Source organism: Rathayibacter sp. CAU 1779, assembly GCF_054551755.1.
The window spans coordinates 85,533-109,116 of sequence record NZ_JBTOLK010000005.1 but is presented as its reverse complement, the minus strand read 5'-3'; the positions used below and the strand labels follow the sequence as shown (position 1 = coordinate 109,116).

Genomic DNA, 23,584 nt, shown 5'->3' with positions numbered 1-23,584 from the left:
GAAATGTCCTGCCCGCCCTGGCTAGCCCTCGGCGCGATCGAGGTGCAGTCGGACCCCGGTGAGAAGTTCCGACTGGGCCAAGAGCCTGGCGGCGAGGTCGTCGTGTGGGTCTGCGAAACGGGCCAGTGGCCGCACCCGCACCGGCAGCCCGGTCGCTCCATGCGCCGGGCCGAAGTACTCTCCGCCCTGCGCAACAGGGTCGGTCGCTGCACGCACGGCCGACCAGGCGGCGGACTCCTTGCTCTGGCCCGCGAATCCCCAGAGCGGCTCCCGCCATCTGTTCGATCGTGGCAGTCCCGGACGGCGAGGCGTGCGAGAGTCGACCGCCATGCCGGGACGGCTCATGAGGGATGCCGTGGGCCGGCCCGCCGTGCGCAGCCGACGATCGAGCTCGAAGCCGAAAACCTCGATCGCAGCCTTCGAGCGGGCATACTCGGCCATCGTGCGCCGCGGAGGATCAGCCAGGTCGCCGATGTCCACGCTGCTCGTGACATAGCCGCTCGACGTGTGGACGATCCTGCCCGGATCGGCGGCATCGAGCAGGTGCGCCACGAACGCGAAATTGCCGAGATAGCCTCCGATCAGAGGCGGGAAACCGTCGTCCGTCACCTCGCCCGGCTTCGGCGCCGACACGACTCCGGCGTTCAGGATGACGCCGTCGAGTCGTGGACCTTCGGCGAGTTCGGCCGCGGCATCCCGCACGGAGGCGAGCGATGCGAGGTCGAAGGGGACGAAGTCCAACGATGCGTCGGGGACCTGGCTCAGGATTGCGCTCTCTGCGATGCGCGCTTTCTGCTCGTTGCGCGCCGCGATGATCACCTGTGCGCCGGCGCGGGCGAGCTGCTCGGCCTCGAAGTAGCCGATTCCGGCAGTGCTGCCCGTGACGACGAAGGTCGTTCCGCGCTGGGACGGAAGGTGCAACGGGTCCCAGGCCGTGGCATCCGCCGTGCCCGCGCGATCATCGTCGATCACGAGACGGCCTCTTTCGGCGTGAACATGCGTGCGAACGGTCTGACGAGGGCGGAGAGCACGATCATCCTGCGGAAGAACGCGGCGAGCTTCGTAGGCGGACCGTCGACGAACATGGTGTCGAGGCTCTTCTGCGAGGCGGCGGCCGACTTGGCGCCGCGGGGGAGCATCTTCTTCTCGTAGCGCCGAAGCGCGACCTCAAGGTCGTCGTTCGCGATGATCTCGCGTGCGAGGTCGGCCCCGTCGATCATGGCGAGGTTCGCGCCCTCCCCGGCGAACGGCGACATCAGGTGCGCCGCGTCGCCGACAAGCGTCACCCCGGGAACGCGCTCCCAGGTCGTACCGGTCGGCAGGGCGTAGATCGGACGCGGCCAGATCGTGTCGTCGCATTCTCGGATCAGGTCGGTGAGCGTCGGCGACCAGTCGGCGAAGTTCTCGAGCAGTCCGGTGCGCGCTGCGCGGGGGTCGTCCCAGTCGATGCCGCTGGCGGCAACCCATCCCTCCGGCACACGCATGCCGCACCCGATCGCGATCTGTGCGCCGCCGTGGCCGCCGATGTATCTGTTGTCGGAGAGTGCGAAGAAGCTCCCCATGCCGGTGACCGTGAGCGCGTCGGGATGTCTCGTTGCGGCATCCGAGAGTCGGAGCTCAACCAAGGTGATTCCCGTGTACACGGGTGTGACAGGCGTCAGCAGGCCGCGCACCCTGGACCATGCTCCGTCGGCGCCGACGACCACGTCGGCGTGCGCGGTGCCTCCGTCGGCGAACTCGAGCTCATGTCGCCGTCCGACGTGGTGGACCGCGACGACCTTGCGCCCCCACTGGATCGTGCCGTACGCCAGTGAGTCGACGAACAATCGGCGCAGCACTCTGCGGTCCACCTCGGGACGTCCGTTGCCGCCCTCGGGCTCCTTCTCGTCGACGTACACCTTCGCCGTCTTGTCGAGCACTCGCACCGATTCGCCTTGCGGGTGCGTGTGCCTCAGGAAGTCCTCGTAGAGACCAGCCGCCTTCAAAGCGACTTGTCCCGTTTCCTTGTGGATGTCGAGCGAGCCGCCCTGTTGCCGAGCCTCGGGCGACGCATCCAGTTCGTACACGGTCACCGGGATGCCGGCACGTTGCAGGATGCGCGCGCAGACCAGTCCGCTCAGACCGGCGCCGACGATCGCAACGTTCGGTGCGGGCTCGGGCATTTCGAGGTGGTTCGGTGCTGGCGTGGCGGATGTCGACATGGTGGTGCCCTTCACGTCGTGCTGGGGAATCATCTCAACCGTATACGAACATGTTCGTTACGAACAGGTTCGCAATGAACATGTTCGTGATAATCTCGCCGCATGCCGGCCAACCCGAAGATCGCTCCCCGGAGTCGTAGGGAGCGGCCCTCGAAACCCGCGCTGACCCGCGACGGCATCATCGACACCGCGCTGGTGATCCTCCGGGACGAAGGCATGGGCAAGGTGACGATGCGGCGCATCGCCTCGGCGCTCGATACAGGTCCGGCATCGCTGTACGTCTACGTGCGAGACACGGAGGACCTGCACGCGCAGATCCTCGACGCACTCCTCGCGCGCATGGCGCCTGCGACGCACGACGGGCCGTGGCGGGATCGACTCCATGAGCTCCTCAAGAGTTACGGCCGACTGCTTTTCGACTACCCGGAGATCGCGCGGATGACCATGACGACGCATCCGACCGGCCCGAACTACGCCTCGCTCGTGGAGCGAACGCTCGGTCTGCTGGGTGAGGGAGGAGTTCCTGACGACGTTGCCGCCTGGTCCGTCGACCTCCTGCTGGCATCCGTGACCGCCAAGGCGGTCGAGCACGGGGCTGGACAGCCGCACGGCGAAGGGACAGACGCGCTCCCGGTTCTGGCAGCGACGATGGCGACCCTGCCGGAAGAGGACTACCCGAACATCACGCGGCTTGCCGACGATATGTTGAGCGGCACCGCGACCGACCGGTTCGAGTGGGCGCTGGACGTGATGATCAACGGCATCCTGAGCACGCCACGCCCAGGCATGCAGCCGCGAGGCTGAGGACTCCGGCACTTCGGCCGCTCAGTGCACCTGCTTCAGCATCCACTCCCACGTTGGCCGGAAGGTCATCGTGCCCGCGCCGGTGCGTGGACCGAGATCGCTGACGGTGTGCCCATGACTTTCGAGCGGGTCCCCGATGTCGAGGGAGCTCAGCAGCACGTGACTGCCGGTCGGCACTCTCGTTGCGGTCGCCGGATCGGGGTCGCCCATGCCGAGCTTCGTCCAGGAGTCGGTGATCCGATCGAAGTAGATGTCGTGCACGTCGTCGAAGCCGTACATGCGGGAGACGGGGGTTGCGCCATGCGAACCCATCCAGGAGGCGGATACGTCGCCGTACGTCTCGACGGGCGACGAGTACATGAGCACGCCACGCACCTCGTGGAAGTGCGAGATGAAGGCGGATTCGCCGCCGCCCTGCGAGTGTCCGGCCAGCACAACATCGGTCCAATCGGGATGGCCGTTCACGAGGAAGCGGGTCCAGTAGCCGCCGGGATCCTGCCTGTCCAGATAGTCGATGGCAGCACGGAACCGGCGGAGGATCGAGTTCGCCGCGTCGACCCGGCTGTAGTGCGACGGTGAGGTCCCGTCATAGCGGTTCTGCTGCAGCATCGTGTAGCAGTGCGCGTGCCAACGACAGGTTCGGGTGACGGACTTGCCGACGTTCCAGTAGTCCAGTCCGAGCACGTTGTATCCCACCGAGACCGCGGTGCTGAGGTACTCCCGGTAGTCGTTCGGGACCTCACCCGTCGCGGGCAGGAAGATGAGCAGCGGCGCGTCGCCCGCAACGTGCTGGGCCACCTCTTGAGCGTTCGGATCGGCGACGTCGCGTTCCAGGTACGGCAGCTTGAAGCTGAGCACCTTGCCGGTGCCAGACGGCACGGGCGAGGAGGAGGAGTTCAGCCACGCGGCTCCCGTGAGGAATGCCGCGACGAGGACCGCGGCCGTCCCGACGGCTGCGGTCGTCCACACGCGTCGGCGACGGGTCCTCACGGCGATCACCGTAGCAATGCCAGAGGCCCCGAAGCTGGAGCAACGGCCGAATCCCATGAGCGCGTTCACAGCGAGCCCTGCGGACGACGACCCGCGGTGGTCGATGAAGCGACGGTCCCGTGGATCCGCGGCGTTCCTGCCTGTTCACCTTTCCGATGATCGATAGACTCGAACGCGATCCAGGTGGACAGTGAGCGGAGGAGTCGTGGCGCGTATCCCAGCCGACGAGCAGGAACTGCCGGGCTTCGGTGACGTCGCCGTGAAGGATCTCGGCCCGACCGGGCGTCCGCTTCGGGAGTTCGCGACGCCGCCGGACCTGAAATCGCACGGGCCGGCTCGCGTGATCGCGCTCTGCAATCAGAAGGGCGGGGTGGGCAAGACCACCACGAGCATCAACCTCGGCGCCGCGCTCGCCGAATACGGTCGGCGTGTTCTGGCCATCGATTTCGATCCGCAGGGCGCCCTGTCCGCTGGGCTCGGCGTTGCGACGCACGAGGCGATCACCATTTACGACCTCCTGCTGTCCAGCACGCACGATCCGGCCGAGGCCATCCAGCACACGGGCACGCCGGGGCTGGACATCATCCCGGCGAACATCGACCTGTCGGCTGCAGAGGTGCACCTGGTCAACGAGGTGGCGCGCGAGCAGGCGCTCGCCCGCGTGCTGCGCAAGATCTCTGGCGACTACGACGTCGTCCTCATCGACTGCCAGCCATCGCTCGGAATACTGACCGTCAATGCTCTTACCGCGAGCCACGGCGTTCTGATCCCGCTCGAGTGCGAATACTTCGCGCTGCGCGGCGTCGCACTGCTGATCGAGACCATCGACAAGGTGCGCGAGCGGCTGAATCCGGCGCTGGAGCTCGACGGCATCCTCGCCACGATGTACGACGCGCGCACGCTGCACTCGCGCGAGGTGCTGGAGCGCGTTGTCGACGCCTTCGGAGACAAGGTGCTGGAGACGGTGATCACCCGAACCGTGAAGTTCCCGGACGCCACCGTGGCGGCCACCCCGATCACCCAGTTCGCGCCCGAGCACCAGGCGGCCGACTCCTATCGCCAGCTCGCGCGGGAACTCGTGTTCCGTGGCGCAGCCGCCTGAGGCCGACGCGCAGGATGCCGCAGGCGGCCCTGTGTCGCCCGATAATGCTGTGTCGCCCGATAGTGCTGTGTCGTCCGCTGAACCCCTGGCCCCCGACTCCGCTGTTCCGTCCGACCTCGTACCGGCGGAAGCCGGAGCGCCGTCGTTCCGCGTAGCACTCGAGGTGTTCGAGGGCCCGTTCGACCTGCTGCTGAACCTGATCGGCCGCCACGAGCTGGACATCACAGAGGTCTCGCTGAGCAGGGTGACCGACGAGTTCATCTCCTACCTGCGCGGCATCGACACCGCAGACGAACTCGACCAGGCCAGCGAGTTCCTCGTGGTGGCGGCGACGCTGCTCGACCTCAAGGTCGCGGGACTCCTGCCGCAGGGCGAGCTCGTGGATGCCGAGGACGTCGCACTGCTGGAGGCGCGCGACCTCCTGTTCGCCCGGCTGCTGCAGTACCGCGCGTTCAAGCAGGCCTCGACGTGGTTCGCCGGTCGGCTCGAGGCGGAGTGGGGCAGGCATCCGCGGATCGTGCGCCTCGACGAGAAGTACCGCTCGCGGGAACCGGAACTCGCCTGGACTCTGAGCGTCGACGACTTCGCCGCGATCGCCGAGCTGGCCTTCGCACCGAAGGCGATCCCGGTCGTGGAGCTCGACCACCTGCACGCACCGCTGGTGAGCGTGCGCGAGCAGGCCGCGCTCGTCGTGACGCAGTTGCGACGGGGAACGCCGTTCACGTTCCGGGAGCTCATCGCCGGCGCCGATCGCAAGGGCGTCGTCGTCGCACGCTTCGTCGCCGTGCTGGAGCTCTACCGTTTCGGGGCCGTGGGATTCGAACAGCTGGAACCGCTCGGGGAGCTGACCATCCGCTGGGTTGCGGATGCCTGGTCCGACGAGAACCTCGCCAATCTGGGAGCCGACTATGGATGAACGACACGACGAGGAGGCGCCGGGGGTGACGGAGTCGCGGGCGCAGGCGGTCGAGCGGGACACGTCGGACCCGGAGGCGTCGGATCCGGGATTCACGCTGGAGACGCCGACGGATGGGGTGCCGGAGCATCACGAGCGGCCGGTGTACGACATCCCACGGGCGATCGAGGCCGTGCTGATGGTCGCGGACGAGCCATTGCCCCTCGTGACGCTCGCGACGGCCGTCGGTGCGCCGATCGCCGCCGTACGGCAGGCCATCGCCGGCCTCGTCGACGACTACGACGGAGAGGCCGGCGGGCCGCGTCGCGGCTTCGAGTTGCGCGAGGTCGGCGGCGGATGGCGCTTGTACGTACGTGACGAATACGACCGTCTCGTGACGGAGTTCGTCACCGAACAGGCACCGGCGAAGCTGTCCCAGGCGGCTCTTGAGACTCTCGCTGTCATCGCGTATCGGCAGCCGATCACCCGTGGTGCCATCGCGTCGATCCGTGCGGTCAACGTGGATTCCGTGGTGCGCACGCTGCTGTCGCGAGGACTCATCACCGAGCTGTTCACGGATGCCGAGACCGGCGCCATCAACTACGGAACCACCGACCTCTTGCTGCAGCAGCTCGGCATCAACGCGGTGGAGGAGCTGCCGCTCATCTCCCCGCTCCTCGCGGACGGAACGGACGGGTTCGACGACGATGTGCGCTGATCGAGTGGGCGGAGCCGATGGACACGGCGGCGCCGAGCGACGGGATCGTTCCGACACATCCGGTGAGCGACTGCAGAAGGTGATGGCGGCCGCGGGCGTGGCATCCCGCCGCGTCAGCGAAGAGCTGATCGTGCAGGGACGAGTGCGGGTGAACGGCACCGTCGTCACCGAGCTGGGACGACGGGTCGACCCGACCGTCGACCTGCTCGAGGTCGACGGGACTGCCGTGCAGCTGGATGCCACCAAGCGATACGTCATGCTCAACAAGCCCACCGGCGTCGTGAGCTCCATGCGGGATGATCGCGGGCGTCCGGATCTGCGGCGCTTCACGGACGAGTACGAGGAGCGGCTCTTCAACGTGGGCCGCCTGGACGCCGACACCAGCGGGCTTCTGCTGCTGACGAATGACGGGGAGAGCGCGAACGTGCTCGCGCATCCGTCGTTCGGAGTGACCAAGACCTACATCGCGACCGTGCGGGGGAGCGTGGCACCCGCAACGCTCACGAAGCTCACGCGCGGTTTCGAGCTCGAGGACGGGCCGATCGCGGCGGACAAGGCTCGGCTGCTGCAGACATCCGGTGGGCAGAGCATCGTGGAGGTGACGCTGCACTCCGGCCGGAACCGCATCGTTCGGCGGATGCTCGACGCGGTCGGGCACCCGGTGGTCGCGTTGGTGCGCCGTCAGTTCGGCCCGCTCCACCTGGGAACGCTGAAATCCGGTGCGACCCGGGACTTGACTAAAATCGAACTCGGCCAGGTGCTCACTCTTGCCAGGTCGAAATCGGAGCGAATGTGAATCAGAACCCTGCCGCGCGCATCGACGGCAGCGTGCGCGTCGTGGGGGCGGGCCTTCTCGGGGCGTCGATCGGGCTCGGACTGCGCGAGCGCGGCGTCGACGTGATCCTCGCGGATGCCTCGCCGGCCACCCTCGACCTGGCCATCGACTACGGGGCGGGGCGGGTCCCGCACGAGGGCGACGACCCTGTGCTGATCGTCGTAGCCGTCCCCCCGGATGCCACGGCGCCGGTCGTCGCGGCAGAGCTGGGCGCGTTCCCGAACGCCACGGTGACCGATGTCGCCAGCGTGAAGGTGGCGCCGCTGTCGGCTCTGGAGGCGGCGGGAGCCGATCTCAGCCGATACGTGGGATCGCATCCGCTCGCGGGCAGGGAACGCGGCGGCCCGATTTCGGCGCGCGCCGACCTCTTCGTCGGACGTCCTTGGGTCGTGTGCCCGCGGCCGGGCGTCGCGCAGGCGCGGATCAACCTGGTCGAGCAGCTCATCCTCGACCTGCAGGCGACGCCCGTGACCTTGCCCGCTGACGAGCACGATGCCGCCGTCGCGCTCGTGTCCCATGCTCCGCAGGTGGTGTCGACGCTGATGGCGAAGCGACTGGCGACCGCGCCGTCATCCGCTCTTGCCCTGGCTGGTCAGGGAGTGCGCGACGTGACGCGCATCGCGTCGAGCGACCCGGAGTTGTGGGTGCAGATCCTCGCCGCGAACTCGCCGGCCGTAGTCGAGATCTTGCGCGCCTACCGGGACGACCTCGATGCAGCGCTCGTCGCGCTCGGCGACGTGTCGGCTCCCGGCGCCCGCCGCACGATCGCCGGTGATCTGGCTGCGGGCAACGCCGGCGTGGCCGGGCTGCCTGGCAAGCACGGACAGGACAGGCGCTACGCCAGCGTGATCGTCATGGTCGACGACAAAGCGGGCGAACTGGGCCGGTTGTTCTCCGAACTAGGGGAGATCGGCGTCAACATCGAAGACCTTCGGCTCGAGCATTCGCCAGGCGCCCAGATCGGCCTCGCGGAGATCGCCGTGCTGCCGGAAGCGAAGACGCGCACCATCGACGATCTGTCGGCGCGGGGATGGAGGATTGCCGGATGAGCGGCGAACAGAGCGCATCCGACGTTCCCTTCGTGGTCGCCGTCGACGGCCCGGCCGGCAGTGGCAAGTCCAGCGTGAGCAAGGCGGCGGCGGCGAAGCTCGGCTTCGCTTTCCTCGACACGGGTGCCGCCTACCGCGCGCTCACCTGGTTCGCGACGCAGCGCGGCATCGACGTCGCCGACGCGGACGCCGTTGTCGCCTCGATCGCAGACTTCGACTACCGCATCGACACCGAGCCCGGGCGCCAGCGCGTGTTCGTGGGGGAGGCGGATGTCACCACGGCGATCCGGGATCCCGAGGTGTCCGCGCGGGTGAGCGCCGTGGCCCGCATCCCGGAGGTGCGGCTGCGGTTGAACGAGGTCTTCCGCGGCATTCTGACGGGGACGGATCACGACGGGATCGTGGCGGAGGGCCGCGATATCACGACGGTCGTCGCGCCGGACGCGCCCGCGCGCATCCTTCTGACCGCCTCGCCTGACGTGCGTGCGGCGCGTCGTGCCGGCGAGCTCGACGGGCACGCCGTCGCCGACGTGGCGGCGCAGCTGCACGCCCGCGACCGAGCCGACCTGCAGGTGGTCGACTTCATGTCGGCCGCAGACGGCGTGACCACGGTGGACTCCACCGACCTGAACTTCGATGAAACCGTCGACGCAGTGATCGACGTGATCCAGTCCGCGCGCGCCTCAGGCGTCGACGCGGCACCGTCCCGAGGAGGAACGGATGTCTGACCCCCGATCGCCCGAACAGAACGACGACTTCGACGCGACACCCGATGATCTCGCGGATCGTCTCGCCAACGTCGACGAGGATCTCGCGCACCAGCGCGCAACGGCGCTGCGAGCCGGTCTGGACGAGTACGAGCTCGACGACTCCGACCTCGATGTGCTGGACACCGTCACCGAGAATCCCGACGAGATCCTCTACCTTCCCGCGCTGCCCGTTGTGGCGATCGTGGGACGCCCGAACGTGGGCAAGTCCGCGCTCGTGAACCGCATCCTCGGCCGCCGCGAGGCGGTCGTCGAAGACACGCCGGGGGTGACGCGCGACCGCGTCTCGTACCAGGCGGAGTGGAACGCGAAACGCTTCACCGTCGTGGACACCGGCGGCTGGGAACCGGATGCGCGCGGCATCGACGCATCTGTCGCTGCGCAGGCGGAGGTCGCCATCGATCTGGCCGACGCCGTGATGTTCGTCGTGGACTCGAACGTGGGCGCGACGTCCACCGACGAGCACGTCGTCCGTCTGCTGCGCAAGTCGAAGAAGCCCGTGTTCCTCGTGGCGAACAAGGTAGACGATGCCCGGCAGGAGCCGCAGGCGACCGAACTGTGGAATCTCGGGCTGGGGGAGCCGCATCCGGTCAGTGCCCTGCACGGTCGCGGTGTCGCGGACCTGCTGGACGATCTCTTGAAGGTGCTGCCGAAGGAGTCGGCGTACGCGCAGCGGGAGATCGGCGGGCCGCGTCGCGTCGCGATCGTTGGGCGCCCGAACGTAGGCAAGTCCAGCCTCCTGAACAAGGCTGCTGGGGAGGAGCGCGTGGTCGTCAACGACCTCGCCGGCACCACCCGCGATCCGGTGGACGAGCAGATCGAGCTCGGTGGCCGCGTGTGGCGGTTCGTCGACACGGCCGGCATCCGTCGTCGCGTGCACCTGCAGCAGGGCGCCGACTTCTACGCGTCGCTGCGCACATCGACCGCGCTGGAGAAGGCGGAGGTCGCCGTCGTCGTGCTCGATGTGACCGAGCCGATCAGCGAGCAGGATGTGCGCATCATCGACCTCGTGCTCGAAAGCGGTCGTGCGCTCGTGATCGCCTACAACAAGTGGGATCTGCTCGACGACGAACGTCGCCGGTATCTGGAGCGGGAGATCGAGCAGGATCTCGCGCACGTGTCGTGGGCACCGCGGGTGAACATCTCGGCCCGCACCGGACGTCACCTGGAGAAGCTCGTTCCCGCACTGGAGACGGCACTCGAGTCGTGGGACACCCGGATCCCGACGGGCAAGTTCAACGCGTTCCTCGCGGAGCTGACGGCGGCGCATCCGCACCCCGTCCGCGGCGGCAAGCAGCCTCGCATCCTGTTCGGGACGCAGGCGTCGAGCCGCCCGCCGACATTCGTGCTGTTCACGACCGGATTCCTCGACCCGGGCTATCGCAGATACATCCAGCGTCGCCTGCGCGAGATCTACGGCTTCGAGGGAACCCCCATCGTGCTGAATATGCGCGTACGGGAGAAGCGCCGCCATTAAGGCGGCGCTTCCGAAGGGGCCATTTCTGGCCCCTTCGCCGTGCGCGGCGCGGCCGTCTCGGCTGCGCTAGGCCAGGGGAGGCTGCTCTGCCGCCCGGCCGCAATAGGTACTCCCGCCGCCTGCACGGGGGAGGTCCTTTTCTCTTCCTGGGTGCCTTTAGGACCTCCCCGCCATGCGCGGCGCGGCTGTCTCGGCCGCGCTAGGCCAGGGGAGGCGGCTCTGCCGCCCGGCCGCAATAGCTACTGTGACCAGGGTTCCTCCCGTGGGCGTCCCTTCCGACCGCTCATTCCCGTGCCCAACCGCGGCACTTCGGCACGCCTCGCCGCCCAGGCTGGTCCGGACACGGCGTGTCGTACCGAAGTGCCGCGTTAACACACGGGGAGGTTGCCCGGCGTTGAGGTTGAGGCCCTCTCTGCACCGTGCCCTCGCGTGCCCAACCGCGGCAGATCGGCGCGCCGCGCCGCTGGGGTCGGCCCGAGTACGGCGTGTCGTCCCGAAGTGCCGCGTCAAGACACGGGGAGATCGCCGCGCGTCGAGGTTCGGCTCTAGATCTCGCCCTTCCGCATGGCCTTGCGGAGTGCGTTGTAGTCCTCGACGGCCTGATCGGCGTAGACGGATGCCCACTCGGCGATGGCCGAGTCGAACTGCGTCCCTTCGCCGAGGTATCCGGAGATGAAGGGGGCATTGGGCGACTGTGCGTGGGCGCGCGCGAGCACCGTGCCACAGGCATCCACGTAGTCGGTGAAGGGCCGGAAGTCGAGGGTCTCGGTGTCGATGGAGACGTTCTGGTCGCGGAACTGACGCACGTAGAAGGCGTGTCCGTCCTTGCGGACCCAGCCCAGGAACGGATCGCTCACCGACTGCAGCACGCGCTGGTTGGCGACGACCCGATGTCCGTGATCGTCACGATCGGCACGCCCGTCGATGATCGGTGCGCGCGGCGCGGTGGCTCCGCCGAATTCGACGGCGACGGATTCCGTCGCCTCCTTCACCTGCAGCACGAGGGACTCGCCGGACGGTCCGGTGAGCACGACGATGTAGCAGCGCGTGCCGACGCTGCCGACCCCGACGACGCGCCGTACGGCATCCGTCGCCACATACTGCGACAGCAGCACCGCGATGTCGGAGGGCAACGTGTTCACGTACTCGCGTGCGATCTCGAGCACCGTGTGTTCCGTGGTCTCCGGAACGTGGGTCAGCACCGGCGGGTTCTCGATGATGGACACGGTGCCGTCTGCAGCGCGTTCCGTGATCTTGCGCACCACGCGCGCAGAGGTGCGCCTGGATGCCGCGTCGATGGCATGGTCGAGCACCTTCTGCGAGCTCGCGGCACGTTGCCCCCTGTGCACGTCGGCCCGGATGTAGTACCGCTCCAGCACGCCGAGCTGCGTGATCTGCCGCAGCGCGATCCGGTAGCTGGCGGCGGCCTCGAGCGCCGCGGTCTGCACCTTGGATTCCTTGAATCCGCGCTGACGTGCGGCGATGACGACGCTGCCGACGAACCGTTTGACATCCCATTCCCACGGCCCGTACGCGGATTCGTCGAAGTCGTTGAGGTCGAAGGTGAGGGCACGCTCGGGGGAGGCGTAGATGCCGAAGTTGGCGATGTGCGCATCGCCGCAGATTGTGACGTCGACGCCGGTCCGCGGTGCGTCGCGCAGGTCGGCGGCCTGAATCGCCGCTGATCCGCGGTAGAACGCGAACGGGTTGGCGGACATCCGCTCCAGCCGCAGCGGGATCAGCTCCTGCACCCGATGCTCGTGCTGTGCGCGCAGGATGCCGATCGGGTCGCGATCCTTCGCCGGTACGTACTCGGCGTGCGCCGACCGCGGCACGTCCCCCCGTGCCGCCTTGCCGGCCTCGATGAGGTCATCGGCGCTGTGGATCGCCTCGTGGTCGAAGCGAAGGCGGCCGTCATCCGCGCTCATGGATGCTCCTCGTGATCGTGTCGTGACTGGGGTGCGGAGGTTGGCCTCACCTGCGGATGCCGTGCAATCGTCGGCGATCGCCCGTCGGTCATTCTTTCCCAGGGCTCGACGTCTCCGTCGACGACGATGAACATCGGGTGCTGGCGGATGTCTGGATCGTCTGCCAGCCGTTCCGCGCGTTCCGGAGACCGGACGCGGAGTTTCTGAAGCAGGTGGTCGCGCTCGTACCCGAGTTGACCCGCGGTCACGCGCAGGCGCAGTGTCGCGTCGGGCGATGCGACGATGCGAGTGCGGTCGAAACGGTAGGAGCGGGCATCCGCTTCGAGGGCGAGGCCATGCAGGTACGTCGCGATGGCGTGGTCGTCGGCGCGGAATCGTTCCAGCTGAGGATGGTGCCGATACCCGACGGTCGCACCGGAGAGCGCCTTCTGCGCGAGCAGCGCCTCGCGCCAGCAGGCGACGAGTCCCGCGGCGTCGAGGTACTGCGGGTGCAGGCTCCACAGGCGCATGGGGACAGCCTAGGGCCGGGCAACCCAGCGGATGCCACGCCCCCGCTGTGTCTTCCCGCGGACGAAGCTTCAGCGAACGCCGGACGGACGGCAATGCTATGTGCCCGTTGACAGCGGTGTCGGCTCAGAACTGGAGGCGTACGACCGCACGGTGCGGTTGCGGCCGCGACACGATCTCGAATCCCGCGGCGACGAACGATGAGACCGCCCCGTGATAGAGGTCGGCCGATGACGTCTTCTTCACGGTCGGATCGACCGGATACCCCTCCAGTACCCGCGCACCCGACGCCTTCGCGTGCGCGACAGCCGCATCAAGCAGCGCGGCCGCTACCCCGTGTCGCCGAAATCCCACGCGCACGACGAAGCAGGTGATGGACCAGACGCTCGGGTCGTCCTGCGACTCGGCGCTGCCCTGGGCGACGACCCGCGTGTTGCGGAGGCGCGGATACACCGGCCGCGGCTCCACCGCGACCCAGCCGACCGGGTCGTCGCCGAGATAGGCGATCAGACCGGGGCCCGGTGACTGACGGGCCTGCTCGCGGAGCGCGGATTCGTACCGTGCGCGCTCGTCGTCGCTCCAGGTACCCGCCGCCTTGAAGTATTGGCACCAGCACCCTGCCGGGTCGCCGCGCGTGCCGAACACGGTCTGCGTGTCGGCCCACGGCACCTCGGACACGGGAACGACGCGGATGATCGCAGCGGTTTCTGGAGACGTCTTCGTATCCATGTCGCCACGGTAGCGCCTGCCGCCGACAGCGGTGAGAGGGCAGCACGAAGCGCCGCCCGCCGTGCCGTTCGCTGCGTGGCCCGGAGGCGAAGGGTCAGGCGCGTTCGCTGAGGCCTTCAGGTCGCCGTCGGCCGCGATCACGACGGGGCCCTGCGGCCACGGATGCCCGCGCTCGACTCGCACGGACCCGTCGCGACATCCACGGTGCGAGGGCACCGCTCGGACCCTGTAAACTGTCCAAGGCCGTTTCGGCGGCCAACGGGCTGTGGCGCAGTTTGGTAGCGCACTTGACTGGGGGTCAAGGGGTCGCAGGTTCAAATCCTGTCAGCCCGACGTTGTGATGTCTCAGGACATTGCAATAGCCCGAACCCACGTTTTGTGGGTTCGGGTTATTGCTGTGTGCGGGGTTGGTAGTCGCGGTCGAGGCTGGCGGTCAGCTCGCGGAGGATCTCGCCTGTGGCGGCGTTGATGATGGTGACGTCGAGGTCGTGGATGAGGAGTTTGACGTGGGTTCCGGTGTGGGTTCGGCCGACGCCGATATGACGTAGGCGGCCGGCGACGCGGAGCCGGAAGGCGGTTGGCTGGGGCGACTGGTGCTCATCAAGAGCAGCTTTTCGACGTCGACTGCGAGACGAGCGCCCGTACCTTGGCGGCGAAGGCGCGCGGATGGCTGAGATTGCCGTTGTGTCCTCCGGGCATCCGCTCGATGGGTGTGCCGAGAAGACCGGCCAAGGCGATCGCGCATCGGTGGTCGTAGACGGCGGGTGGTGTCTGTTCACCGACAGCCGGCACCACGCGCACCGATGCCTCGCGCAGATTCTCCAGCTCGAGTTCGTCTTCAATCACCGCCGTGAAGTCGTTCCGGATGAAGTGGTCGAAATTCTGCCGTCGCTGCTCATCGAGCGGCTGCGCGGTGAGTCCCGTTTCGGCGTCGTCAGGGGTTTGCACGATGCCCAGCGCGTCGCGAATCAGAGGGACGGCGGCGAACAGGCCTTGCGCGACGTAAGTCGACTGAATTTCGGAGAGCTCGTGTCGTTGTCGGGCACCGTCTGTCTCGGGCAGCAGGCTCGGTGCGACGGGCTCATGGGCTACGAGCAGGTCGAGTTGTTCGGGGTGTCGAACTGCGAGATGCAATCCGATCACCGCGCCGATGCTCAGGCCGAGCATGCTCACCGGTCCGTCTGCGACAGCCTTGAGAAGGTGGTGCAGGTCTTCAGCGTGGTCTGACATCGTCGCAGAGCCACTGGGCGGTGTCGGGCGGCTGCGGGAGAGTCCTCGCCGGTCGTAGGTGAGAACGGTGAAGTCCTCGGCAAGGACGTCGACGAGATCGACACTGCGGTCGGCGTCTCCCTCTCCACTCTCGGCGATCAACAGGAGCGGGCCCGAACCACGCATCTGGTAGTGGAGGACCGCGCCCGGAACCTCCAGCCGGTTGCCCTTCTCGGAGCTGGACGCGGCCTGACTCCGACGCGAGTCGGATGAGCTGTTGCTTGGCATTGTCATGACGTAGGTCGTAAGGCAAGTTACATCGAAATAGATACATCAATTTCGATGTTAGAGTGAGGGTGTGAACTCAGTCGAGCTGTTCCTCTTGGGAAGGGTTCTGATGAAGCTGGGCGAGCAAGGGATGCCCCAGCTCGCCGGCTCGCAGCGTGGCCGCGCAGGAGAACGGGTTGTTTTGGTCGTTGCCACCGAGATCGCGATGTACCCGGGGACGACCGTCGCGGAAGTCACCGCGCGAACCGGGTTGCCTCAGAGCCAGGTGTCCGAAGCCGTCTCGCAGCTGGTCACCGCAGGCTCGGTGGAGGCGGGCCGGGATCCTGACGACGGCCGCAGAACGCTGCTGCGTCCCGCTCGTCGCGTATCGAGCCGAGTCGCCGAGGTTCGCGCCGGAAGCGTCGATGGAGTCGTCGCGGAACTTGTCGGAGAGACGGACCTGCGCCGCGTGATGGACGCTCTCGAATTCTTGTCCGCGAAACTGAGTCCGGCGCGAGCCGGCGAACAATGATCCATCGCCGTCGGGGGAGCGTCTTGGGCGGAGCGTGGCCGATGACGAGACGCGGTGCTGGGCCGGCGCGATGGCAGAGGCGGCTCGAGACTTTGACAGCCCGCTCTGTGCGCAATTCCTGCTGCACGACTCGGGCATCCGCCGGCTGCAGGTCGACGATTAGCCGAGATAGGGCGCTCACTCCGCCCAGCCGCACGCTCGCCGCCCAGTACGCTTGATCGGATGTCGAACACCCGCGCCGAGGCTGCGTACCTGCGCTCCCTGGCCGCGTTCCGGGCTCCCACGCTCGACCTGCTGCATCGTCGTTACGCGCCGTTCGTCGTCGCCGTGCTGTCGATCGTGTTCACCATCGACCGCCCGACCGTCGCGGTGTCGGATGCACACGCGGAGGTCGGCGAGATCCTCGACGAACTGAGGGCTGCCGGCTACGACGAGGACGAGCGGATGCTGCCCTCCGGCTCGGCCCGCGAGATCTGTCGCTACTGGGTGAAGGTCGGCTGGCTCAGTCCGCAGATCGAGGGCGACGTCGAGGTCTACCGTCTGACCGCTCACGCCGTCGGCGCGCTCGAGATCACGGGCCGAACAGGCGGTGGACGCACACGAGTGTCCAACTCCCGCGTGCGCACCCTGCTCGACGCCGTGGAGCGTCTCGCCGTCGACGCGGAGGCGGATCCGGAGGTGCGCCTGAAGCGGCTCGTCGAGGAGCGCGACGCGCTGGACGCCGAGATCGCGCGTCTCGCCGCGAAGGGTGAATCGGCGCCCGTCGACGACGAGCAACTGCTCGAAGAGGCGGAGAACGTTCTCCATCTGGCTCGTGAGCTGCCTGCGGACTTCGCCCGGGTCGCGGAATCCATCAAGGCGATGCAGCGCGACGTCGTCGCGGATCTGCGTCGAGACGTGCGTCCGACGGGCGAGGTGCTGCGCGAGTATCTGGAGCGTGGCCAGCACGTGATGCAGTCGACTCCTGAGGGTCGCGCGTTCGCCGGCGCGCTGCGTCTGCTCGGGGATCCGGAGCGGATCGACGACCTCACCGCACAACTGCACACGGTCCTCGCCCAGCCTTTCGCACGACTCATGGATGCCGAGCAGCGCGGCGAGCTCGACGCGATCGGCCGACGGGTGGAGCTGGGCGTTCAGGAGGTGCTGACGGCGCAACGGCGGGCATCCCATGTCATCAGCGGACAGGTGAGCGCGCACGATCCGGTGTGCGACCGTCAGGTCGACGAGCTTCTGCGGGACGTCATGTCCGGGCTGCAGGCGTGGACGCGGGGGCCGTCGCTTCAGGCACCCGTCGAGCCGGTGCGAAGCCTGCCGATGGCCACGGTGGGGCACCTGAGGCAGTCGCTGGGCGACATCCGTCCGCCGGCCGCGCCGGCTCCGCTGACGGAGGCGGGCGCGGAGGCCGAATTCTTGGATACCGACACGCGCGCCTGGGGCGGACCGCGGTATGCGGAGCTCGAGGTGTACGTGGCGGGGCTCGGCGACGATTTCGATCTGGGCGAAGCGTTCCAGGGTGCGCAGGACGATACGCGGCGGCCCGTCGACCTGCTGGGCCTGCTCGAGATCGCACACCGCAACGGGATGAGCGAGGGCGACGAGGTGTCGGTCGTCGAGGCACTGCGTCCCGACGGGACGAGACGGCGTTTCGCGTTCGGATCCGTGACAGCTCGCACCGCGAAGGAGGCAGAGGATGACTGAGCTCGCAGCGACAGTCGACGACGATCGCGAGGAGACAGTGGCCGCGACGGAGGACACCGTGTCCACGCACGTCGATGCCGATGCACCGACGATGTCCGTGGACGACTCTCGGGTCGACCGTGACGAGCCGTTCATCGCCCCGGTCGCCATGGAGGACGACCCCGACGAGCTGTTCGCCGGGGACCGCGGCGTGCTCGATGCCGAGGTGCGCCGCGTGCTCGTGCAGGTGCTGCGGCGCCGGTTCCTGTTCGCGGAGCGCAACCGTGACGAGTGGAAGGTGCTCCTCGACCATCAGCCGATCATCGAGTCGCGACTGAACGACGTGTTCGTGCGGCTCGTCATCGATCACGACCGGGGGATCGCGTACAAGCAGCAGGTGCGCTCGGGCGAGCTCGATGCGCCGATCCTGCTCAAGGATGTGCCGTACTCGCGCGCCGAGACGCTCGTGCTCGTGCACCTGCGGACCGTGTATCAGCGCGAATCGGCTGCAGGCGAGCCGTCGGCACGCGTCGACATCGAGGATGTCGAGCAGACCGTCCTGAGCTACCTCGCTGAGGCGGACGGCGACACGGCGCGGAGGCAGCGCACCATCCGCAGTGCCATGGCGCGACTGGCCAAGGACGGGATCGTCGACGAGGAGACGACCGGGCGATACCGGATCAGCCCGCTGATCGAGATCGTGCTGAGCGCCGAGAAGCTGCGCGAGCTGCGCGACTGGCTGCGTGAACAGTCGGTGGCGATCGATTCCACGACGGACGAGATCGCGCACGAGGAGGCGGAGGACATGGAGTCCGCCGACGCTGACCCCGTGGACGTCGAATCGGCGGAATGGGCAGACGCGGTGCTTGCAGACGCAGAGACGGCAGACGCAGAGACGGCAGAGGAGATGGCGCTGTGACGATGCTCGACACCCTGTTCGGGCTCATCCCCGCGGCGTCCCGCGGGCAGCAGTGGCTCGCCGAAGACCTTCAGCTGGTCAACTGGGGCGGCTACGACGGCGCTCACCGTGTGCGCTTCTCGCCGGGCGCGACGCTGCTGTGCGGGGGATCCGGATCCGGCAAGTCCACGCTCATGGATGCCTACATCGCGCTCATGATGCCGCACACGACACCGTTCAACGGTGCGTCGAACGGGGGAGTGACGGGACGTCCGCGCGGCGACGAGCAGCGCAACATCCTCTCGTACGCCCGCGGCAAGCTCGACGAGTCCCGCACGGAGGACGGCACGAAGATGCGCGTGCTCCGTGGCGACGGGGTCGACACGTGGACGGCGGTCGCGATGACGTGGCTCGACCACGACGGCTCCCGGTTCACGGCGGTGCGCGCGTGGTACATCCCGGCAGGCGCCCGCGTGCTCGAAGACACGGTTCGGGTGCGCGCCACCACGGACAGCGCCTTCGACCTCAGCTCCCTTGAGAAGGCCGCGGCGCTCCGGCTGTCGGACACATCCCTGAAGGCCGCAGGTCTCGACCCGGTCGGCACCGATCGGGAGTTCTCGGCACGACTGCACGCCGTGCTCGGCATCGGCGCTGCGGGGGCGGGCGCCAAGGCGATGAGCCTGCTCGCGCGCATCCAGGCAGGGCAGCAGATCACCACGGTCGACGACCTGTACAAGCGTCTCGTGCTCGAAGAGCCGGAGACCATGACGACGGCGGATGCCGTGGTCGCGCACTTCGACGAACTGGAGAGCACGCGGCAGCGGATGCTCACGGCACGCCAGCAGGTCGGCGCGCTGGAACCGCTCCGCGAGCTGCGCGGCAAGATCGCCGACGCCGGCGAACGGGTGCGGGTGGTCGACGGGATCGGCGGATTCGACGACCCGGCATCCCTCGCCTCGCTCTGGCGGGCACGTCGTCGGCTCGACCTGCTGCGAGAGGTCGAGACCGAGCTCGGGTCGCGCACGCATGAGCTGGACCTCGCGCTGCGCGAGAAGCATGCGCTGGCGGACGCCGCGGAGTCCGAGCGGGAGGGACTGGCCGATCTGCTGCGTCAGTCCGGTGGAGACCGCCTCGAGACCGCGCAGCGCGAACTCCGGCAGATCGAGTCCAGGCTCGCGACCGTGCAGCAGGCGCGCCTCAAGCTCGATGCGGAACTTGCGGCGGCAGACATCCGGGTCGCGAATCGCGACGAGTTTCAGGAATTGGTCGCGGTTGCCCGTGCGGCTCTGACCGACGCTGATGGCAAACGCATCGCGCGCGCCGCGTTCGCCACCGCGATGTCCGCTCACAAGGCGGCGGTGGTGGAAGCGGCCAAGCTCGAAGAAGAACTGAAACGCGTCACGGAGGGGCGCAGCAACGTGCCGCCGCATCTCCGCGACGCACGCGACCTTCTCGCCTCGACTGCCGGACTCGAGCCGGACGATCTTCCCTTCGTCGCCGAGCTCATCGAGGTCCGCACCGAATTCGAGCCATGGCGTGAAGCGTTCAACCTTGCACTCGGCGGCTTCGCAACCACCCTCCTGATCGATGTCGCTCGTCTGGATCGTTTCCGCGCGGCGATCGACGCCGTCCGCACGCCCGTGCGGCTTCGTTACGAGGGCGTGCACACCGGACTGGACGGCGCGAGCAGTCGTGATGGGCGCTCGCTCCCCGGTCGGCTGGACTACGCGACGACCCCGTTCACCGGATGGCTGCAGGAGCGCCTCGAGAGTCGTTTCGACTTCGTCTGCGTCGATTCGCCGTCCGAGCTCTCCCGTCACCGCACTGCACTCACGATCACGGGCCAGCTGTCGCAGGGCAGCGGCGGTGCGCACGGAGGCCACGGCCGCGACAACGTGCTGGGCTTCTCGAACGAACGTCGGCTGCGTGAGATCGAGACCGAGCTCGAGGCTGCAAGGGCTCGCGTCGCGCGGGCCGAGGCAGCTGCCGCATTAGAGGAGGAGCGGCTCGACGCTCTCGACGGCAGGCTGGCGCTGTATGCCAGGCTCACCGACCTCACCTGGGAACAGGTGGACCTCGACACGGTCACCGCCGAGCGTGACAGGTGGACGGCCGTGCAGGACGAGGTGGTGGCCGGCAACCCCGAGATCGCACGGGTCCAGTCGCAGATCGCCGACATCAAGGAGCGCTCCGCCGGTCTCCAACGGGACGTCGGGCGCCTGGAGTCCGAACGGGAGAACACCCAGGAGACGTGGGGCAGTGTCACCGACGACGTCGATGCGAGTCAGCGCGTGGTCGAAGAGGCGGAGGATGCCGGACGGGAGCTCGACGACGACCAACGCGCATACCTCGACGCACGGTTCACCCTGGGCGAGCAGGCGGCGTCGGCACAGGCATCCGCGGTGCTCGTACGTTTCGACGCGGCTCTCGCGAACGCCGGTCACCGTCTCGACGAGGACCGGCGCGCAGCGGTTCAGGCACTTGGCGAGCACCGCGAGTCGGTGCGGCGCATCATGCAGGGATTCGTCGATCGCTGGCCCAACCCGAACCTGCTGCCCGACCCGGACTCCTCGATCACCGACTTCGTGTCGCTTCTGGAAGCTCTGGAAGTCAGCGGTCTGCACCGGCTCGAGGCGGAGTGGCGCGACAGCCTGCTCAAGCTGTCGGGCAACGACCTCACGAACCTGGACTCGACGCTCAGCAGGTCGCTGCGCGAGATCCGCGAGCGCATCGAGCCGATCAACCGCATCATGCAGGATCTGCCGTTCTACGACGACGATCATCGCCTGCAGATCACGACGCGGGAGAACCAGTCGGAGACACGCAAGCGGTTCCGCAGGGAACTGCGCGACGTGCGAGGGCTCATCGATGCAGCAACGACCGACGACGAGCGGGAGCAGGTCTACCGTCGCATGGCCCGTCTGATCGGGCGGATGCGACGCTCGGCCCCCGACTTCGCCGACCTCGTCGATGTGCGCAACCACGTGCGCGTGAGCGCCGAGCGGGTGGACGCGGCGACCAAGTCACACGTCGCACTCTACGACCACATCGGCGAGAAGTCGGGAGGCGAGTCGCAGGAGCTGATCGCCTTCATCGTGGGCGCCGCGCTGCGCTACCAGCTGGGCGACGCGGGATCCGAACGGCCGCGCTACGCGCCCGTGTTCATGGACGAGGCCCTGATCAAGGCGGATGCGCACTTCACCAAGCGAGCGATCGGCGCCTGGCGCGGGCTCGGATTCCAGCTCGTCATCGGGGCACCGAACGACAAGTACAGCGCCATCGAGCCGCACGTGGACGTGGAGTACGACATCCTCAAGGACACTCGCGGGCGATCGTGGGCGAAGCCGAAGGTGGGGCTGCAGGAGGCGGTCGTGTGAACAGACGGCTGCAGGGTGAAGTAGCGTCCTATGGTCAGCGTCGACGGAAAGAGGCCCATGGAACGCCGAGCACCCGACAGCATCACGCAGCCCGAGGCGAGCGACGACTCGGCACAGCATCCTGAGGTGCAGACCTCGGCCGGGCGCGTGCGCGGTCGCTGGCGCCCGACCACCGGCGACACGACCGGCGGTGACGCGATCAGCGGAGCCACGACCGACACTCGGTCCGCTGCATTCCTCGGGACCCCGTTCGCCGAGGCTCCGGTGGGGGAGTTGCGGTTCGCCGCTCCGGTGCCGAAGGCGCCGTGGGACGGCGTGCTCGACGCCGTGACGTTCGGCGCGACGGCGCAGCGCGGCGACCCCGGCGTGACGCTCATCCCTGAGCCGAGCATCCCCGGCGACTCCACGTTGAACCTCAACGTCTTCACCCCTGTGCCGGAGCGCGCAGAACCGGGCGCAGGGATGCCCGTACTCGTGTGGATCCACGGCGGCGGGTACTTCGCCGGATCGCCGGCGAGCCCCTGGTACGACGGGCGGGCCTTCAACCGTGACGGCATAGTGACGGTGTCGATCTCGTACCGTCTCGGCTTCGACGGCTTCGGATGGATCGCCGATGCCCCGCCCAACCGTGGCGTGCGCGACTGGATGCTCGCGCTGGAGTGGGTGCAGGAGAACATCGCGGTGTTCGGCGGGGATCCGTCGCGGGTGACGATTGCCGGACAGTCCGCGGGCGGCGGCGCTGTCCTGACACTCCTCGGCATGGAGAAGGCGCAACACCTCTTCCGCAGCGTCTATGCGCTCTCCGGGGCGCTCGCCGACGTGCGACCCGACCGAGCGGAGGAGTTCGGACGCTCGATGGCCGAGCAGGCCGGCGTCGAGCCGACTCGAGCAGGATGGTCGACGCTGTCCGAGGAGCGCGTGCTGGAGGTGCAGAAGAAAGCGACCGAACTGGGGGCGGACGCGCTGAGTTCCGTCCTCGACGACGGCCTGCAACTGGGACCGGCCGTGGATGGCGATCTGATCCTTCGCCCGACTCCGGATTCGTTCCGCATCGGGGTCGGCGCCGACAAACCGCTCGTGCTGGGCACCACCGACGACGAGTTCACGATGGCGGTGACCGGCGCCGCGAAGACGCTGCGATGGGTGCCGCGTGGGACTCTGCTGCGCCGGCTCGGCGTCCAGAAGGCGCAGCTCAAGGCGTATGTGGCGGCCAACGCCGATGTGGTCGCCAAGGGCAAGGCGCGACTGGCGGGTCGTGTGCTGACCGACCGGATGTTCCGCACTGCGGTGCTCAGGATCCTCGCGGCCCGGGGCGATGCGCCCACCTGGGCGTACCGGTTCGCCTGGCCGTCCGGCAGCTTCGGATTCGCCGAACACTGCCTCGACGTCCCGTTCTTCTTCGACTGCCTCGACGGGCCGGCGATCCAGCCGCTCGCGGGGCCGACGCCCCCGCAGGCGTTGGCCGACACCGTTCACGGTGGGGCCGTTTCCTTCGTCATGGAGGGCGATCCTGGCTGGCATCGATATGACGAGGCTGGGCGCGTGACACGAGTCTTCGATGCGCCGACGCGCGATGTCTTCGACGCGTACGCCTCGGTGCGACCGCCCCTCTGAGAAGCGGC

Annotated in this window: 20 protein-coding genes and 1 tRNA gene; 14 read left to right on the top strand and 7 right to left on the bottom strand. The window is 68.1% G+C overall.

The window, feature by feature from the left end:
* Positions 1-21 precede the first annotated feature (21 nt).
* Entirely contained in the window at positions 22-972 is a 951-nt protein-coding gene (locus ACX9R5_RS18170) for an SDR family NAD(P)-dependent oxidoreductase (RefSeq protein ID WP_459410469.1), read from the bottom strand.
* Positions 969-2,234 carry an FAD-dependent oxidoreductase gene (locus ACX9R5_RS18165; RefSeq protein ID WP_459410468.1) on the bottom strand — a complete coding sequence of 422 codons (1,266 nt, stop codon included), beginning with the start codon at positions 2,232-2,234 and terminating at the stop codon, positions 969-971. The genes ACX9R5_RS18170 and ACX9R5_RS18165 overlap by 4 nt, the downstream gene beginning before the upstream one ends.
* A gap of 69 nt (positions 2,235-2,303) precedes the next feature.
* Between ACX9R5_RS18165 and ACX9R5_RS18160 the strand changes: the two genes are divergently transcribed.
* Positions 2,304-3,005, top strand: a complete 702-nt coding sequence (locus ACX9R5_RS18160) for a TetR/AcrR family transcriptional regulator (RefSeq protein ID WP_459410467.1) — start codon at positions 2,304-2,306, stop codon at positions 3,003-3,005.
* A 21-nt stretch (positions 3,006-3,026) separates the two neighbouring features.
* On the opposite strand, the gene ACX9R5_RS18155 is transcribed toward ACX9R5_RS18160, so the two are convergent.
* The gene (locus tag ACX9R5_RS18155) at positions 3,027-3,995 is read right to left on the bottom strand and encodes a BPSS1187 family protein (RefSeq protein ID WP_459410466.1); all 969 of its coding nucleotides are present in this window, start codon (positions 3,993-3,995) and stop codon (positions 3,027-3,029) included.
* 214 nt (positions 3,996-4,209) lie between these two features.
* On the opposite strand from ACX9R5_RS18155, the gene ACX9R5_RS18150 reads away from it, so the two are divergent.
* From ACX9R5_RS18150 to der, 7 genes are all read left to right on the top strand, one after another.
* Positions 4,210-5,097 carry a ParA family protein gene (locus ACX9R5_RS18150; RefSeq protein ID WP_459410482.1) on the top strand — a complete coding sequence of 296 codons (888 nt, stop codon included), beginning with the start codon at positions 4,210-4,212 and terminating at the stop codon, positions 5,095-5,097.
* A gap of 85 nt (positions 5,098-5,182) precedes the next feature.
* Entirely contained in the window at positions 5,183-6,013 is an 831-nt protein-coding gene (locus tag ACX9R5_RS18145; RefSeq protein WP_459410481.1) for a segregation and condensation protein A, read from the top strand.
* On the top strand, positions 6,006-6,710 hold the full coding sequence (scpB, locus tag ACX9R5_RS18140; protein WP_459410465.1) for an SMC-Scp complex subunit ScpB: 705 nt from the start codon (positions 6,006-6,008) through the stop codon (positions 6,708-6,710). Before ACX9R5_RS18145 ends, scpB begins: the two co-directional genes overlap by 8 nt.
* An 82-nt stretch (positions 6,711-6,792) precedes the next feature.
* A complete protein-coding gene (locus ACX9R5_RS18135; RefSeq protein WP_459410480.1) occupies positions 6,793-7,506 on the top strand; it encodes a pseudouridine synthase in 714 nt (237 codons plus the stop codon).
* Entirely contained in the window at positions 7,503-8,594 is a 1,092-nt protein-coding gene (locus tag ACX9R5_RS18130) for a prephenate dehydrogenase (RefSeq protein WP_459410464.1), read from the top strand. Before ACX9R5_RS18135 ends, ACX9R5_RS18130 begins: the two co-directional genes overlap by 4 nt.
* Positions 8,591-9,322 carry a (d)CMP kinase gene (gene cmk / locus ACX9R5_RS18125; RefSeq protein ID WP_459410463.1) on the top strand — a complete coding sequence of 244 codons (732 nt, stop codon included), beginning with the start codon at positions 8,591-8,593 and terminating at the stop codon, positions 9,320-9,322. The genes ACX9R5_RS18130 and cmk overlap by 4 nt, the downstream gene beginning before the upstream one ends.
* Positions 9,315-10,838, top strand: a complete 1,524-nt coding sequence (gene der, locus ACX9R5_RS18120) for a ribosome biogenesis GTPase Der (protein ID WP_459410462.1) — start codon at positions 9,315-9,317, stop codon at positions 10,836-10,838. The genes cmk and der overlap by 8 nt, the downstream gene beginning before the upstream one ends.
* Positions 10,839-11,383: 545 nt before the next feature.
* Here the strand turns inward: der and ACX9R5_RS18115 are convergent.
* From ACX9R5_RS18115 to ACX9R5_RS18105, 3 genes are all read right to left on the bottom strand, one after another.
* Entirely contained in the window at positions 11,384-12,766 is a 1,383-nt protein-coding gene (locus ACX9R5_RS18115) for a DUF2252 domain-containing protein (protein WP_459410461.1), read from the bottom strand.
* The gene (locus ACX9R5_RS18110) at positions 12,763-13,275 is read right to left on the bottom strand and encodes a pyrimidine dimer DNA glycosylase/endonuclease V (protein ID WP_459410460.1); all 513 of its coding nucleotides are present in this window, start codon (positions 13,273-13,275) and stop codon (positions 12,763-12,765) included. The genes ACX9R5_RS18115 and ACX9R5_RS18110 overlap by 4 nt, the downstream gene beginning before the upstream one ends.
* 124 nt (positions 13,276-13,399) lie before the next feature.
* A complete protein-coding gene (locus tag ACX9R5_RS18105; RefSeq protein WP_459410459.1) occupies positions 13,400-14,002 on the bottom strand; it encodes a GNAT family N-acetyltransferase in 603 nt (200 codons plus the stop codon).
* A gap of 259 nt (positions 14,003-14,261) precedes the next feature.
* Between ACX9R5_RS18105 and ACX9R5_RS18100 the strand changes: the two genes are divergently transcribed.
* A tRNA-Pro gene (locus ACX9R5_RS18100) sits at positions 14,262-14,335 on the top strand.
* 267 nt (positions 14,336-14,602) lie between these two features.
* On the opposite strand, the gene ACX9R5_RS18095 is transcribed toward ACX9R5_RS18100, so the two are convergent.
* Positions 14,603-15,373 (bottom strand): alpha/beta fold hydrolase, encoded by a 771-nt coding sequence (locus ACX9R5_RS18095; RefSeq protein WP_459410458.1) that lies wholly within the window; start codon positions 15,371-15,373, stop codon positions 14,603-14,605.
* A 196-nt stretch (positions 15,374-15,569) separates the two neighbouring features.
* On the opposite strand from ACX9R5_RS18095, the gene ACX9R5_RS18090 reads away from it, so the two are divergent.
* The 5 genes from ACX9R5_RS18090 (at position 15,570) to ACX9R5_RS18070 (ending at position 23,576) form a co-directional block, all read left to right on the top strand.
* A complete protein-coding gene (locus ACX9R5_RS18090; protein WP_459410457.1) occupies positions 15,570-16,010 on the top strand; it encodes a MarR family transcriptional regulator in 441 nt (146 codons plus the stop codon).
* A 222-nt stretch (positions 16,011-16,232) separates the two neighbouring features.
* Positions 16,233-17,708 (top strand): DUF3375 domain-containing protein, encoded by a 1,476-nt coding sequence (locus ACX9R5_RS18085; protein ID WP_459410456.1) that lies wholly within the window; start codon positions 16,233-16,235, stop codon positions 17,706-17,708.
* Positions 17,701-18,606: a DUF4194 domain-containing protein gene (locus tag ACX9R5_RS18080; protein ID WP_459410455.1), complete on the top strand. Its 906-nt coding sequence runs from the start codon at positions 17,701-17,703 to the stop codon at positions 18,604-18,606. Before ACX9R5_RS18085 ends, ACX9R5_RS18080 begins: the two co-directional genes overlap by 8 nt.
* The gene (locus ACX9R5_RS18075; protein WP_459410454.1) at positions 18,603-21,962 is read left to right on the top strand and encodes an ATP-binding protein; all 3,360 of its coding nucleotides are present in this window, start codon (positions 18,603-18,605) and stop codon (positions 21,960-21,962) included. Before ACX9R5_RS18080 ends, ACX9R5_RS18075 begins: the two co-directional genes overlap by 4 nt.
* 57 nt (positions 21,963-22,019) lie before the next feature.
* Positions 22,020-23,576, top strand: coding sequence for a carboxylesterase/lipase family protein (locus ACX9R5_RS18070; protein ID WP_459410453.1), 1,557 nt, complete (start codon positions 22,020-22,022; stop codon positions 23,574-23,576).
* The last annotated feature ends 8 nt before the right edge of the window (positions 23,577-23,584 follow it).

What these genes read in the sequence shown, in the direction of transcription:
- ACX9R5_RS18105 (WP_459410459.1), bottom strand. Translation starts at nt 14,002, where the DNA reads ATGGATACGAAGACGTCTCCAGAAACCGCTGCGATCATCCGCGTCGTT.
- ACX9R5_RS18080 (WP_459410455.1), top strand. Translation starts at nt 17,701, where the DNA reads ATGACTGAGCTCGCAGCGACAGTCGACGACGATCGCGAGGAGACAGTG.
- ACX9R5_RS18165 (WP_459410468.1), bottom strand. Translation starts at nt 2,234, where the DNA reads ATGATTCCCCAGCACGACGTGAAGGGCACCACCATGTCGACATCCGCC.
- cmk (WP_459410463.1), top strand. Translation starts at nt 8,591, where the DNA reads ATGAGCGGCGAACAGAGCGCATCCGACGTTCCCTTCGTGGTCGCCGTC.
- scpB (WP_459410465.1), top strand. Translation starts at nt 6,006, where the DNA reads ATGGATGAACGACACGACGAGGAGGCGCCGGGGGTGACGGAGTCGCGG.
- ACX9R5_RS18110 (WP_459410460.1), bottom strand. Translation starts at nt 13,275, where the DNA reads ATGCGCCTGTGGAGCCTGCACCCGCAGTACCTCGACGCCGCGGGACTC.
- ACX9R5_RS18085 (WP_459410456.1), top strand. Translation starts at nt 16,233, where the DNA reads ATGTCGAACACCCGCGCCGAGGCTGCGTACCTGCGCTCCCTGGCCGCG.
- ACX9R5_RS18160 (WP_459410467.1), top strand. Translation starts at nt 2,304, where the DNA reads ATGCCGGCCAACCCGAAGATCGCTCCCCGGAGTCGTAGGGAGCGGCCC.
- ACX9R5_RS18070 (WP_459410453.1), top strand. Translation starts at nt 22,020, where the DNA reads ATGGAACGCCGAGCACCCGACAGCATCACGCAGCCCGAGGCGAGCGAC.
- der (WP_459410462.1), top strand. Translation starts at nt 9,315, where the DNA reads ATGTCTGACCCCCGATCGCCCGAACAGAACGACGACTTCGACGCGACA.
- ACX9R5_RS18135 (WP_459410480.1), top strand. Translation starts at nt 6,793, where the DNA reads ATGGCGGCCGCGGGCGTGGCATCCCGCCGCGTCAGCGAAGAGCTGATC.
- ACX9R5_RS18115 (WP_459410461.1), bottom strand. Translation starts at nt 12,766, where the DNA reads ATGAGCGCGGATGACGGCCGCCTTCGCTTCGACCACGAGGCGATCCAC.